Source organism: Streptomyces sp. cf386 (assembly GCF_900103585.1).
Classification (GTDB): Bacteria; Actinomycetota; Actinomycetes; order Streptomycetales; family Streptomycetaceae; genus Streptomyces.
Genome location: NZ_FNHV01000006.1, coordinates 154,588 through 168,452 on the forward strand (window position 1 = coordinate 154,588; position 13,865 = coordinate 168,452).

The 13,865-nt window shown below is 71.3% G+C and carries 12 protein-coding genes; 9 read left to right on the plus strand and 3 right to left on the minus strand.

The features are described from left to right. Positions 1–7 precede the first annotated feature (7 nt). The 4 genes from BLU79_RS17025 (at position 8) to BLU79_RS17040 (ending at position 5,031) form a co-directional block, all read left to right on the plus strand. The gene (locus BLU79_RS17025; protein WP_093906932.1) at positions 8–805 is read left to right on the plus strand and encodes a hypothetical protein; all 798 of its coding nucleotides are present in this window, start codon (positions 8–10) and stop codon (positions 803–805) included. Further along, entirely contained in the window at positions 802–2,037 is a 1,236-nt protein-coding gene (locus BLU79_RS17030; protein ID WP_093906630.1) for a sensor histidine kinase, read from the plus strand. Before BLU79_RS17025 ends, BLU79_RS17030 begins: the two co-directional genes overlap by 4 nt. A 100-nt stretch (positions 2,038–2,137) precedes the next feature. After that, positions 2,138–3,556 (plus strand): FtsW/RodA/SpoVE family cell cycle protein, encoded by a 1,419-nt coding sequence (locus BLU79_RS17035; RefSeq protein WP_093906631.1) that lies wholly within the window; start codon positions 2,138–2,140, stop codon positions 3,554–3,556. Then, positions 3,553–5,031 (plus strand): penicillin-binding transpeptidase domain-containing protein, encoded by a 1,479-nt coding sequence (locus BLU79_RS17040; protein ID WP_093906632.1) that lies wholly within the window; start codon positions 3,553–3,555, stop codon positions 5,029–5,031. Before BLU79_RS17035 ends, BLU79_RS17040 begins: the two co-directional genes overlap by 4 nt. On the opposite strand, the gene BLU79_RS17045 is transcribed toward BLU79_RS17040, so the two are convergent. Beyond that, complete coding sequence (locus BLU79_RS17045; protein WP_177001049.1) at positions 5,008–6,978, minus strand: sensor histidine kinase; 1,971 nt, start codon at positions 6,976–6,978, stop codon at positions 5,008–5,010. The two genes, BLU79_RS17040 and BLU79_RS17045, sit on opposite strands and share 24 nt — an antisense overlap. 166 nt (positions 6,979–7,144) lie before the next feature. On the opposite strand from BLU79_RS17045, the gene BLU79_RS17050 reads away from it, so the two are divergent. Beyond that, entirely contained in the window at positions 7,145–7,663 is a 519-nt protein-coding gene (locus BLU79_RS17050) for a DUF3291 domain-containing protein (RefSeq protein WP_093906634.1), read from the plus strand. A 48-nt stretch (positions 7,664–7,711) separates the two neighbouring features. Here BLU79_RS17050 and BLU79_RS17055 read toward each other — a convergent pair whose 3' ends face one another. After that, a complete protein-coding gene (locus BLU79_RS17055) occupies positions 7,712–10,156 on the minus strand; it encodes a S8 family serine peptidase (protein ID WP_093906635.1) in 2,445 nt (814 codons plus the stop codon). Positions 10,157–10,300: 144 nt separating this feature from the next. Here BLU79_RS17055 and BLU79_RS17060 point away from each other — a divergent pair, with 144 nt between their 5' ends. Beyond that, complete coding sequence (locus BLU79_RS17060) at positions 10,301–10,594, plus strand: hypothetical protein (protein ID WP_143052503.1); 294 nt, start codon at positions 10,301–10,303, stop codon at positions 10,592–10,594. On the opposite strand, the gene BLU79_RS17065 is transcribed toward BLU79_RS17060, so the two are convergent. Next, on the minus strand, positions 10,588–11,694 hold the full coding sequence (locus tag BLU79_RS17065) for a ferritin-like domain-containing protein (protein WP_093906637.1): 1,107 nt from the start codon (positions 11,692–11,694) through the stop codon (positions 10,588–10,590). The genes BLU79_RS17060 and BLU79_RS17065 overlap by 7 nt on opposite strands. A gap of 89 nt (positions 11,695–11,783) precedes the next feature. Here BLU79_RS17065 and BLU79_RS17070 point away from each other — a divergent pair, with 89 nt between their 5' ends. From BLU79_RS17070 to BLU79_RS17080, 3 genes are all read left to right on the plus strand, one after another. Then, the gene (locus BLU79_RS17070) at positions 11,784–12,722 is read left to right on the plus strand and encodes an AurF N-oxygenase family protein (protein ID WP_093906638.1); all 939 of its coding nucleotides are present in this window, start codon (positions 11,784–11,786) and stop codon (positions 12,720–12,722) included. Positions 12,723–12,887: 165 nt separating this feature from the next. Beyond that, on the plus strand, positions 12,888–13,541 hold the full coding sequence (locus BLU79_RS17075; RefSeq protein ID WP_093906639.1) for a TetR/AcrR family transcriptional regulator: 654 nt from the start codon (positions 12,888–12,890) through the stop codon (positions 13,539–13,541). Continuing rightward, a complete protein-coding gene (locus tag BLU79_RS17080) occupies positions 13,534–13,854 on the plus strand; it encodes a hypothetical protein (protein WP_177001050.1) in 321 nt (106 codons plus the stop codon). Before BLU79_RS17075 ends, BLU79_RS17080 begins: the two co-directional genes overlap by 8 nt. Positions 13,855–13,865 lie beyond the last annotated feature (11 nt).

Below are 13,865 nucleotides of genomic sequence, written 5' to 3' on the forward strand. Positions count from 1 at the left end.
GAGAACCGTGCCCCGCAACCGCCCCACGCGCTTCGCCGCGCGTAGTGCCCTTGTCGCACTGGTGCTGGCGGTCGCCACGGCCTGCGGTGACGCCGGGGGACTCCAGGGCGCGGGCCCGACCGAGACCGCGGTGAGCCCGGACAAGCTGTGGCCGGAGCTGACGCCGGCGTCCAGGCCGGCGTATGAGATCGGCGAGGTGAACCGGGAGGTCGTCAAGGGCGTCACCGTCCCCGGGAACGACATCCTCGACGTGGATCCGGTGGCGGTCGTCCGCAAGGAGATCGCCCAGAGCCCGGGGGACTACGACGGCGACAACGGGACGTACAAGCAGACCGGCCGGCTGATGGCCGAGTGCGGCAAGGGAGCCGGGCGCGGCAGGTGCCCGGTGCTCCAGCCGTACTACCGGGACCTGACCGGCGACGGGCACCCCGAGATGACGGTGGGCTTCCGGCTGATGCCCGGCAGGACGACCGCGGTGCGCGTCTATACCGTCGAGAAGCGCAGGCTCGTGCAGGTGATGGGGTGGGACGACGCCGTCAGCGGCGTCGAACTGGCCGGACGGTCGGTGATCATCCGCTCGCCGTCGGAGGTCGCCGGGTACGAGTACCGGCTCCAGTGGACGTGGGACGCCGACCAGAAGGCGATGCTGCTCACCCACGACGAGATGCTGCGCACCGGTCCGCACACGAAGACCACGAAGACACCGCACCCCTCGCCGTCGGGCCGCTCCCCGTCGCCCTCCCCCTCGTCCTCCGTGTCGCCCTCGCGGTCCGCCTCGTCCCCGTCCGCTGCGAGCACGCCATGAGGCTCGCGCTCCCCCAGTGGGCCGGCACCCTCGCCGTGAAGGCCGCCGTCTTCATCACGGTGATGTGCTGTGCGCTCGCCGCGCTGCTCGGCATCCTCGTGCACGTCTCGGTGACCAACCAGACCGTCGGCGAGGCCCGCGACCGTGCCCTGTCCCGGCTGGCGGACGCGACCGAGGCGTTCGAGGCCGGGGACACCCTCGGGCATAGCGTCGCCCTCGATCCGCCGGGGCTGCCCGAGCAGCTGCGGGCGCTGGCGGTGGCCGGGGAACGCGGCACGATGGTCGCCGAGCACGAGGGGCGGCCCACGATGTGGGCGGCGGGGCCGGTCGACAGCGAGCGGGTGCTCGCGGTCGAGGTCGACTACTCGCAGCAGACCCGCACCATCGACGGCCTGGACCGGGCGATCCTGTGGTCCTCGGGGCTGGCGATCGGGGCGACGCTGCTGGTGGGCGCGTTCGCGGTGACGCGGGTGACGCGACGGCTGCACACCACCGCCCAGGTGGCCCGGCGGATCAGCGGGGGCGACCTGGACGCGCGGGTCGATGATCCCCGTACGCAGGATCCGAGCCGGCCGCAGGACGAGGTGGCCGCGGTCGCCGCGGCGCTGGACTCCATGGCGTCGTCGCTGCAGAGCAAGCTGCTGTCCGAGCAGCGGTTCACGGCGGACGTGGCGCATGAGCTGCGGACGCCGTTGACGGGGTTGCACGCGGCGGCCGAACTGCTGCCGCCCGGGCGGCCGACGGAGTTGGTGCGGGACCGGGTGGCCGCGTTGCGGACACTGACCGAGGACCTGCTGGAGATCTCGCGGCTGGACACCGGGCGGGAGCGGGTGGAGCTGGACACCGAGCCGCTCGCCGCGCTGGCCGAGCGGGTGGTTCGGGCGTCCGGGACCGAGGCCGAGGTCGTTGTCGTGCGGGATGTCGTGGTGGAGACGGATCGGCGGCGGTTGGAGCGGGTGCTGGGGAACTTGGTGGCGAATGCGCACAAGCACGGGCGTGGGCCCGTGGTGCTGACGGTGGACGGGCCCGTGGTGACTGTGCGGGATCACGGTGTGGGCTATCCGGGGTATCTCGTCGCGCATGGGCCTCAGCGGTTTCGTACGGAGGGCGGGGCCAAGGGGCATGGGCTGGGGCTGACCATCGCGTTGGGGCAGGCGGAGGTCCTGGGGGCGCGGCTGGCGTTCTCCAATGCGGCTGATGGCGGGGCCGTGGCCGAGCTGACGCTGCGATAGCGGTCCCGTCGGTGCGGGGCGGCTGCGAGCTCGGGTCCGCGCCGCGCTGGTGCTGAGCGCCATAAGGCACATAAGACGCACTATTGGGTAGGTTCCGGACATGACCAAGGCCGGAACCACCCTGGTGGCAGCGGACGCCCCCGCTCCCGCCGTGCCTCTCCCCCGGCGCCGTGGCATCGAACTGGCCCTCATCGTCGTGGCCGTCCTGCTCTCCGTGTACGGCTACTGCGCGGTCGGCCTCGCCAAACTCGGCACCGTCCCGCCCGGCGCCGCCGGTTACGGCGCCGGACTCGGCGTACTCGCGTTGGTCGCGCATCTGGCCGTGCGGCTGCGCGCCCCCTGCGCCGACCCGCTGCTGCTGCCGATCGGTGTGCTGCTCAACGGCCTCGGCCTGGTCCTGATCTACCGGCTCGACCTGGAGACGCCGGACGACCTGGCGGCGCCCACCCAACTCGTGTGGTCCACGCTGGGGGTGGCGCTGTTCATCATGGTCGTCCTCCTGCTGCGCGACCATCGCGTGCTCCAGCGCTACGCCTACGTCTGTGTCGTCGCCGCTCTCATGCTGCTCACCCTGCCGATCTTCTTCCCGTCCGTGAACGGCGCCCGCATCTGGATCCGGATCGCCGGATTCTCCATCCAGCCCGGCGAGTTCGCGAAGGTGCTGCTCGCGGTGTTCTTCGCGGCGTATCTGGCCGCCAACCGCAGTGCGCTGGCCTACACGGGCCGTCGGGTCTTAGGGGTCGAGCGGCTGCAACTGCCGACCGGGCGCGTCCTGGGTCCGATCGTCGCCATCTGGCTGCTGAGCGTGGGTGTGCTGGTCCTCGAACGGGATCTGGGCACCTCGCTGCTGTTCTTCGGCCTGTTCGTGGTGCTGCTGTACGTCGCCACCGGCCGCACCGGCTGGATCGCGCTCGGCCTGCTGCTCGCGGCGCTCGGCGCGGTGGCCGTCGGGCAGTTGGAGCCGCATGTGCACAGCAGGGTCGAGGACTGGCAGCACCCGTTCGCGTCGATCGAGGCGGGCGAGGGCCCCAACCAGCTGTCCCAGTCGCTGTTCGCCTTCGCGGCGGGCGGCATCCTCGGCAGCGGCCTTGGCCTCGGCCACTCGATCCTGATCGGCTTCGCGGTCAAGTCGGACTTCATCCTGGCGACGGCCGGGGAGGAGCTGGGTCTGGCGGGCCTGTCGGCGATCTTCCTCCTCTACGGCCTGCTGGTGGAGCGCGGCTACCGGGCGGGCCTCGCCCTGCGCGACCCCTTCGGCCGGCTGCTCGCGGTCGGGCTGGCCTCGATCGTGGCGCTCCAGGTGTTCGTGATCGCGGGCGGGGTGACGGGCCTGATCCCGCTGACCGGCATGGCGATGCCGTTCCTGGCGCAGGGCGGCTCGTCGGTGGTGACCAACTGGGCGATCGTGGCGCTGCTGATCCGGCTGAGCGACAAGTCGCGCAGTCGGCTCGGCGTTCCCAAGGGCGAGGAGGCCGCCGTGGCGACGGAACGCGACGCCCGTACGGAGGCGGTCCGATGACCCGGCACATCCGGCACGCCGCCTTCTTCTGCGCCCTGCTGCTGGCCGCGCTGCTGGTGAACGCCACCCGCATCCAGGTCTTCGAGGCGCCGTCCTACGACGACAACATCGCCAACCGCCGCCCCACGATCTCCCGGTACGGGCAGCCGCGCGGCGACATCCTGGTCGGCGGCGAACCGGTCACCGGCTCCCACGACACCGGCGAACACCTCCGCTACGAGCGCACGTACACCAACGGCCCGATGTACGCCCCCGTCACCGGCTTCGCCTCGCAGGTGTACGGCACGACGTTCCTGGAGCACTCCGAGGACGGCGTCCTGGCGGGCACGAACCCGCTGCTGTCGCCGTTCCCGCTGTGGAAGGGCGCCACCACCCGCGACCGCAACCCCGGCGGCGACGTCGTCACCACCCTGCACCCCGGCGCGCAGGAGGCGGCGTTCGAGGCGCTGGCCGGACGCAAGGGCGCGGTCGCCGCCCTGGAGCCGGCCACCGGGCGGATCCTGGCCCTCGTCTCCGGCCCGTCGTACGACCCGTCGGTGCTGTCCGGGAACGGCTCGGCGGTGCCAAGGTCCTGGAAGTCGCTGAACCGCGATCCGGACAAGCCGATGCTCAACCGGGCGGTGCGCAAGACCTATCCGCCGGGTTCGACCTTCAAGGTGGTGACCGCGGCGGCGGCCCTGGACGCGGGCGTGGTCGAGGACCTGGACAAGCGGACGAAGTCCCCGGATCCGTACCGTCTGCCGGGCACCAGGACCTCGCTGACGAACGCGTCCAAGGGCTGCCGGGACGTCCCGCTGCGCAAGGCGTTCGAGTGGTCCTGCAACACGGTGTTCGCCAAGCTGGGGGTCAAGGTCGGGGTGGAGCGGATGGCGGCGACGGCGCAGGCCTTCGGCTTCAACGACGCGGGCGTGCGGATCCCGTTCTCGGTCTCCGAGTCCACCTTCGACACCAAGGTGGACCGGGCCCAGCTCGCCCTGTCGTCGATCGGCCAGTACAACACGCGGGCCACCCCGCTGCAGATGGCGATGGTCGCGGCGGCGGTGGCGAACGGCGGCAAGGTGCGGTCGCCGTATCTGGTGGAGCGCACGACCCGGGCGGGCGGATCCACGGTGTCGACGGCGGGCTCGGGCCCGGCGCGGCAGGCGATGCGCCCGTCGACCGCCGTGCTCCTCAAGGAACTGATGGTGGACGTCGTACGGGAGGGCACGGGCAGCAGCGCCTGGATCCCGGGCGCGACGGTCGGCGGCAAGACCGGCACCGCCCAGCACGGCCTCGGCAACTCCGGGACGCCGTACGCCTGGTTCGTCTCCTGGGCGCAGGGCGACCTGGATCTGGAGCCCAAGGTGGCGGTGGCGGTGGTGGTGGAGGACGCGGACGCCGACCGGGGCGAGATCAGCGGCGGTGGGGACGCGGCGCCGATCGCGCGGGCGGTGATGCAGGCGGTGCTGAAGTCACCCTCGGGCGACGGCGGTTGACCTCGGCTCCTGGATCAGGGCGGTCGGCAGGGCGACGTACGCCGTGACGCCCGTGCCCTGGGTGGGGCGGAGCTCGACATGGGCGCCGAGGCGGGCGGCGAGGGCGCCGACGACATGGTGGCCGAGGAACCGGGTCGGGGCGGTGTGCAGGGCGTCGCCCCTGCCGGACAGTACGGCGTTGGACTCGGCCATGCGCTCCGGGGTCATCCCGATCCCCCGGTCCACGACGGCCAGGCAGTACTCGGTGCCGTCCCGCCAGCCGTAGACCTCCACGGGCTGCTTGGGCGGGCTGAACATCAGCGCGTTCTCCACCAACTCGGCCAGCAGATGGGACAGTTCGGCGACGCAGTGGCCGCGGACACCGCACTGCTGGATGTCGACGGCGGCCACCCGCCGGTACTGCTCGACCTCCGACACGGCCGACCGGACCACGTCGGCGACGGCGACCGTGCCCTTCCAGGACCGGGCCGGCGACTCCTCACCGGCGAGCACGAGGAGCGACTCGGCGTTGCGGCGCATCCGGGTGGCGAGGTGGTCGAGTTCGAAGAGTTCGGCGAGGGCGTCCGGGTCGAGCTCCTGGCTCTCCAGGGTGGTGATCAGGCCGAGCTGCCGGTTGAGCAGGCTCTGGTTGCGGCGGCCGAGGCTGGCCAGCGACTCGGTGCTGGTGCGGCGCAGGACGGCCTGCTCGGCGGCGAGCCCGACGGCGGTGTCCTCGACGTTGCGCAGGGCGGCGGCCAGACGGCTGATCTCCCGTGCCCCACCGGGCAGTTGAGGCCGCTCGGACTCCGGCACGGGCGGGCTGTCGGGGTCGGCCTCCTGGATCCGCCGGACGGCCTCGGGCAGCCGGCCCCCGGCGACGGCGTCCGCCTCGTCGGCGAGGGCGCCGAGCGGCCGGGTGATGGAGCGGGCCGAGAAGACGGCGAGCGCGACGGCCACCCCGAGGATCAGCACCCCGAGGGCGAGGAACCCACCCAGCTGCCGCGTGGCGGCGGACCCGGCCTCGGCGGCGCGGCCACGGACGTCGTCCCCCACCGCCCTCTGCACACCGTGCAGATCGTCGACGAGGGTCGTCATGTCGGCCCACCAGCGACCGGGGGCGACCGCGAGCACGGACCCGTCGGCACCCCGCTCGGCCCGCGCCTCGTATGCGGCGACCCGGCGCGCGGCGGCCGTACCGAAGGCGTCGTCGAGCGCCGACTCCTCGTCTCCCCCGGCGAGTTGCCGGAACTGCCCCAGCGCGGCCACCCGGGTGGCCCGGACCTCCGTGAAGTCGAGGTACTCCCCGGACCGGAACCGCCCGGCCGCGAACACCCCGTTGAGGGAGCCGCGTTCGAGCGCGACGGCCTCCGTGGCCCGGGCGAGGGCCTGGAGCGCCTGCACGCCCTCGGCGATCCGCCGGTCACCGTCCGGCGCACCGGCCGACTCGGCGTCGATGAGGACGGTGACGGCCTTGGTGTACGTCCGCAGGGTGGCGGCGCGGTCGGCGGTACCGGCGTCGACGTCCTCGCGGGTCGCGGTGAGCGCGGCGAGGGGAACGTCGGCGGCGCGCAGGGCGGAGAGCGCGGCAGCGGGCAGCGCCCCGCTCTCCTCGTCGAGCGCGGCACGCAACGCGTCCCGTGCCTCGTCGGTACGGCCGCGCTGCGCGACGACGTCGTCGCGGTACCCCTCTTCGCCTCCCAACAGCCCGTTGGTCAGCCCGCGTTCGCGCTGCACCTCCCGGACGAGCCCCTGTGCGCGCAGCAGCACCCCCACATGCGCCTCGGTCTCCCGGGCGGCGGACCAGTCGGCGGCACGGTCGGCGACGCCGAGCCCGATGAGGGCGAGCAGCAGACAGGTGGGAACGGCCAGCACTATGGCCATACGGCCACGGATGGAGCGCCAGCCGGGAAGAGCGGCCGGGCGGCGGCGGACGGTCGAGCGGAGGGTGGTCAGTACATTCCCCGTCATGCCCCGTGAGGCTACGGGCGGGCCGGTCAGGGCACGGTTTCCCGCCCGTAAGACAGTCGTAGACAGGTACTCACCCCCGCACGGCCCCGACTGTGAAGAGGGACATGTGCCCACGTACTGAGACGCCCCCTGGGACCGCTCCGCCGCCCGACCTATCGTTCGGTCCATGACGACATCAGCCGATCCGGAAGCCGCCTACGAACTCGCCCAGGTCAACATCGCCCGCCTCAAGGCCCCTTTGGACTCCCCGCAGTTGAAGGACTTCGTCGACAACCTGGACCCCGTGAACGCCGACGCCGAGGCCGCCGACGGCTACGTATGGCGGCTGAAGGGCGACTCGGGGGACGCGACGGACGTGAGCGTCTTCGGCGACGAGTGGCTGATCATCAATCTGACGATGTGGCGGGACACGAACGCCTTGACCGCGTACATGTACCAGGGCCGCCACCGCGAGATGCTGGCCCGTCGCCGCGAGTGGTTCGAACGGGTGCAGGAGGCGATGACGGCCCTGTGGTGGGTGCCGGCGGGCCACCGCCCGACGGTCGCCGAGGCGGAGTCCCGCCTGCTGCACCTGCGCACGAACGGCCCGACCCCGTACGCCTTCACCCTGCGCACGTCGTTCCCGCCGCAGGGGGCGGAGCCGGTGCTGGGGGAGGTGCCGGAGGGGCTGGGCTGCGAGGTCTAGCTCCGGCCATGGACCGGGGAAGATCTCCCCGGTCCACGGGCGGGCGGGTCAGAGGTCTCCGATGTACCAGCCGCGCGCCGCGGTCCAGCACAGCTCGTTCAAGAGGCCGTCCGCCCCTCGGTAGACGACGCGCTGGGCGTCACCGACGACGTACCCCTGGGGGTCGCCGGCCGCCGGGATGCCCTGCGCCACCGCGTCCAGCCCACCGCGCTGCCAGCCCGTCGGCGCGGACCACCACAGCTCGTGGATACGACCGTCCGTCCCCCGGTAGACGATGTGCTGCGTGTCCGCCAGCACGTAGCCGAACGGCTCGCCCGCCGCCGGAACCGCCTGCGCCACCGCCGACGTACCACCCACACGCCACCCCGTGGCCACCGTCCACCACAGCTCATGGACATGGCTGTCCGTCCCCCGGAAGACCACGTGCTGGCTGTCGCCGAGGACATACGCCTGGGGGTCGCCGGCCGCCGGGATGCCCTGCGCCACCGCGTCCAGGCCACCGCGCTGCCAGCCGGTCGGCGCGGACCACCACAGCTCGTGGACACGGCCGTCCGTCCCCCGGTAGACGATGTGCTGACTGTCGCCCAGGACATAGCCATACGGCTCGCCCGCCGCCGGAACCGCCTGCGCCACCGCCGACGTACCGCCCACACTCCATCCCGTGGCCGCCGTCCACCACAGCTCATGAACACGGCTGTCCGTCCCCCGGAAGACGACATGCTGACTGTCGCCCAGGACATAGCCGTGCGGATCGCCCGCCGCCGGGAGACCCTGGGCGGCGGCGTCCAGTCCGGGTGTGCGCCAGCCGCCGCTCGCCGGGGACCACCACAGCTCGTGGATACGGCCGTCCGTCCCCCGGAAGACGACATGCTGACTGTCGCCGAGGAGGTACGCGGCCGGGTTGCCCGTCGCCGGGATGCCGAGTGCCGACGCGCCCAGGTCGCCGACGCGCCAGCCGCCGGTCGTCGGGGACCACCACAGCTCGCGCAGGAGGTTGTCCGCGCCGCGGTAGAAGACGTGCCGGTCGGTACCCCGCGCGTAGGCCGCGGGACCGCCCGCCGCCGGGACCGCGGCGTGCACCGCCGCCTGGGCGTCGGCCAGGCCCCAGCCGGTGGCCAGATCGAAGCCGGGGCGCGCGGCATGGCCGCCCGTCCGGGGATTGCACGTGCCGGTCGTGATGTCCTTCGCGGTGCGCGTCAGGGCGTTGCGCATCCCGCGCAGGTTCAGGCCCGGCTGGGTCTGGCGGATCAGCGCGCAGATGCCGGCGATCTGCGGGGCCGCCGCCGAGGTACCGCTGAACGCCGCCCAGCCGTCGTTCGGGGCGGTCTCGTCACCGTTCGGGAAGGCCGCCCCGTTGCCCAGGTCCCGGTCGATCTCGCAGCCGGCCGGAACCGGCAGCATGATGTACGCGGCGCGCGGGAGCAGACCGACCAGACCGCTGAGATCGGGGACGTTGCGGCCGGGGTAGACGCGGCTGGCGAAGCCGCTGGCGTAGTCGGAGGCGCGGGCGTTGCCCACCTGGTCGACGTACACACCGCCGGCGGCGATGACGGCGGGGTGCTGGGCGGGGAAGCCCCAGTGGCCGTTGCCCGCCGAGAACACCACGATGATGCCGTTCGCCGCGGCCAGCTCGACCGACCACGCGAGGGCCCGCTGAATGGCGCTCAGCGGCTGGTTCGGGACGTCGTATCCCCAGCTGTTGCTGATGATCTGCGGGGCCGGGGTGCGGGCCACGGCGGTGTTGAACGCGCCGAGGATGTTGACGAAGTTCGCCTTGACCATCGAGAAGTCGATACCGGGCGCCAGGGCGAGCGCGTTGGCGGATTCCCCGGTCCCGTGGCCGTTTTCGTCGGCGGCCGGGTTGTTCGCACCCGGGCCGAGCACGACCGTACCGTTGAGATTCCGGGCGATGAAATACGGGTGCCGGAACCAGCCGCTGTCCACCATGGTCAGCCGGATTCCATTTCCCTTGATTCCCTTCTGGTGCGCCCGGTTCGCGCCCAGCAGTGCCGCCACCTGGTCCGGCACCTCCAGATGCCAGTAATTCACCTTCGGCGGGGTGGCGTTCTGGAACGCGAACACCGGCTCCTCGATGGCGACGCCCTCCACGACGTCGCCGACCGGTGTGCCGGCGGTGGAGATCAGCCCGGGCAGGTCGGTGTCCGGCGAGTCGATGAAGGTGGCGGTCGTCTCCTGCGCGCCCGGCTTGACGACCTCGCGTTCCTCCGTGACCAGCCGGGTGCCGAAGTACTCCTGGTAGAGGGCGGGCGGACCCGCGATGTTGAGGGTCTGCGGGGACCGCTGCAGAACGCGGAAGCCGGCCCTGGTCAGCCGTTCCTCGGCGGCCGCCACGACCTGGTCCTCGGATGTGTAGTCCACCGCCTGTCCGACGGTGACGTCGTCCGCCTCGAACAGCGAGGTCCCGCCGACGGAACGCGGCGACGCCTGGGCGAACAGAATTTCGGGCAGCCTTGAATCGACCTCATCGGGCATTTTCTCCCCCAACTCCGATGAACATTCCGACGAACCCGCCAAAGAAAACTTCGACGGACAGCCTTCATCTATAGGGGAAACCACACCCGTTGGACATACTCATTTAGACGTATGCCCTCATGATTCTCGACCGTTGGACGAACCGTGACCCAGAATTCCCTGAACCCTCTTTCGTCCCATGTGCTGCTCGTCCCGCAGAAACCCGTCGAGCGAGTACGCGCATACTTCACGGACCATGGATTCGACGTGGGTGAGCTGATCGCCTCGGGTTTCGCGCTGACCGGGCCACGGGCCGCGTACCTGGAGACCTTCGGGACGGACCCGGACACCGTGCAGTCGGACGAACTGCCGCTGGAGCGGCTGCCGCACGAGATCGCGGACGGTATCGAGGCGGTGGCCGTCCTTGCGCCGCCCGACTTCGGCCCGGCGTCCTACTGAGCGCCGCCCGCCTCGATCGCCTCCGCCACCTCCGCGACCCGCGCCCGCTCCTCCACCGCGAACCGCTCGGCGTCCAGCTGCTCGGCGATCTCCTCGTCCTGGGCCATCAGCAGGTCCAGATTCGAGTCGCCCATCTCGAACACGCCCATGTCGACATAGGCCTGCTGGAGGCGCTTCCCCCACAGCCCGATGTCCTTGACGCAGGGGACGATGCGGGAGAACAGCAACCGGCGGAACAGGGCGAGGAATTCGGACTGCTCGCTGAACTCCTCGGCCTCGGCGGTCGGGATGCCGAAGTTCGTCAGCACCTCCACACCCCGGAGCCGGTCGCGCATCAGGTAACACCCCTCGATGACGAACTCCTCCCGCTCACGGAGTTCGGCATCGCTGAGCTGCCGGTAGTAGTCCCGCAGCGCCATCCGCCCGAAGGCCACGTGCCGGGCCTCGTCCTGCATGACGTACGCCAGGATCTGCTTGGGCAGCGGCTTGTCGGTGGTGTCCCGGATCATGCCGAACGCGGCCAGCGCCAGCCCTTCGATGAGCACCTGCATGCCCAGATACGGCATGTCCCACCGGCTGTCCCGCAGCGTGTCGCCCAGCAAGGCCTGAAGGTTGTCGTTGATCGGATACAGCATCCCGATCTTCTCGTGCAGGAACCGCCCGTAGATCTCCGCGTGCCGGGCCTCGTCCATCACCTGGGTCGCCGAGTAGAGCTTGGCGTCCAGGTCCGGCACCGACTCCACGATCCGTGCGGCGCACACCATCGCGCCCTGCTCACCGTGCAGGAACTGGCTGAACTGCCAGGAGGCGTAGTGCTTGCGCAACTCGCCCTTGTCCTTCTCGGTCAGCTTGGCCCAGTACTTGGTCCCGTACAGGGACATGGACTCGTCGGGCGTGCCCAGGGGATCGGACGGATCGACCTCGATCCCCCAGTCAATGCGTTTCTGCCCGTCCCACTGCTTGTCCTTGCCCTTCTGGTAGAGGGCCAGCAGCCGGTCGCGGCCGTCGTCGTACTCCCAGCTGAAACGTGCCGAGCCGGTCGCCGGCACCTGCCAGAGGGGTTCTCCCGGATCCGAGGCGTACAGGTCGTAAGTCGGCATGCTCCGCAGGCTCACACGTAGTAGACGCGGGGTCAACAACTCTTGCGCAAGGGATTGACGACCTTGCTGACAGGCAGTCTCATAAGCGCATGACGACGCTGACGGAAGCCGATGCGCTCGCGGGGCTGCGCGATGCGCTCGGGTTGCTCAAGGACCGGGAGCAGGTGGCCCAGCGGCTGCTCGACTCCTCCGCCAAGCACTCCTTCGACCCCGACAAGGAGCTGGACTGGGACGCGCCCTTCGAGGAGGGCAAGTGGTTCTGGCCCCCGGAACTGCTCTCGCTCTACGACACCCCGCTCTGGAAACGCATGAGCGAGGAACAGCGCCTCCTGCTCTCCCAGCACGAGGCCGCGGCGCTGGCCTCCCTGGGCATATGGTTCGAGATCATCCTGATGCAGCTCCTGGTCCGCCACATCTACGACAAGGCGGCGACAAGCGCACACGTCCGCTACGCCCTCACCGAGATCGAGGACGAGTGCCGCCACTCCAAGATGTTCGCCCGCCTGATCTCCCACGGCGACACCCCCTGGTACCCCGTGAGCCGCGCACACCAGCACCTGGGCCGCCTCTTCAAGACGATCTCCACCACCCCCGGCTCCTTCACCGCCACCCTCCTCGGCGAGGAGGTCCTCGACTGGATGCAGCGCCTGACGTTCCCCGACGAGCGGGTACAGCCCCTCATCCGCGGCGTCACCCGCATCCACGTGGTCGAGGAGGCCCGCCACGTCCGGTACGCCCGTGAGGAACTGCGCCGCCAGATGGTGACGGCCCCGAAGTGGTCCCAGGAGTTCACCCGAGTCACCTCCGGCGAGTTCGCCCGCGTCTTCTCGGTCGCCTTCGTCAACCCCGAGGTCTACACGAACGTAGGCCTGGACAAGCGAGAAGCCCTGGCCCAGGTAAAGGCCAGCGCCCACCGCCGCGAGGTCATGCAGACGGGCGCGAAGCGCCTGACGGACTTCCTGGACGACATCGGAGTACTACGCGGAGTGGGCCGCAAGCTCTGGAGGTCGTCGGGCCTGCTGGCATAGGCGAACCCCCACGGACGGGCAGTCGCGTACGGCGGGAAGGGGACACCCCTCGGCGCGGCCCCGACCCACCACACACCCGCAGGCACTGGCGCGAACCCCCCACCGAACCCGCGCAGGCCGCCGCAGGCACCCCCGCCCAACCGCCGGAGGCATACCCTGCTGGTCATGACGTCCTCGGCACCCACCCCCGCCTACCGCCGCCTGAGCGTCGAGGAGCGCCGCAGCCAACTCCTCACCGCCGCCCTCACCCTCTTCGCCCACCGCACCCCCGAGGACGTGAACCTGGACGACGTGGCGGAGGCGGCCGGCGTCTCGCGCCCCCTGGTCTACCGCTACTTCCCCGGCGGCAAGCAACAGCTCTACGAGGCCGCCCTCCGCTCGGCTGCCGAAGAGCTCCAGCACTGCTTCGACGAACCCCGCGAGGGCCCCCTCCTCCCCCGCCTCACCCGCGCCCTCGACCGCTATCTCACCTTCGTCGACGAGCACGACACCGGCTTCAGCGCCCTGCTCCAGGGCGGCAGCGTCGTGGAGACGTCCCGCACGACGGCCATAGTGGACGGGGTACGCCGCGCCGCCGCCGAGCACATCCTCAGCCACCTGGAGATCACCGACCCCGGCCCACGCCTCCGCATGACCGTGCGGATGTGGATCACCGCGGTCGAGGCGGCCTCCCTCATCTGGCTCGACGAGGACAAGCAGCCCCCGGTGGAGGAACTGCGGGACTGGCTCGTCGAACAGTTCGTCGCCGTCCTCTCGGTCACCGCGGTCCGGGATCCCCAGACCGCCGCCCTGACCGAGAAGCTGGCGGCGGATGGCTGACACTGGTGCCGTGAAGAGCGAAGACACCCCCTTCGAGGGCGGCCCCATGGACGGCCGTGTACTCCCCGTGCTCCTGGGCATCACCGGCCACCCGCCCAAGACGTACCGCATCCCGGTCCCCGACCCGCACGGCGGCCCGCCCACGGTCCTGGTCTACCGCCGAGTCCCCCGCACCCCGGGCGCCCGCCCGAGCCTCAGCCGGCGCTGGAAGTACGAGTACGCCCCCGAAGGGCAGCCCGCCCGCCGACTGAACTGGCCGTGGTCCAAGCCAGAAGCCACGCCGCGTGGCAAGCCGGAAGACACCGAAGGGTGACCGGGTTACGC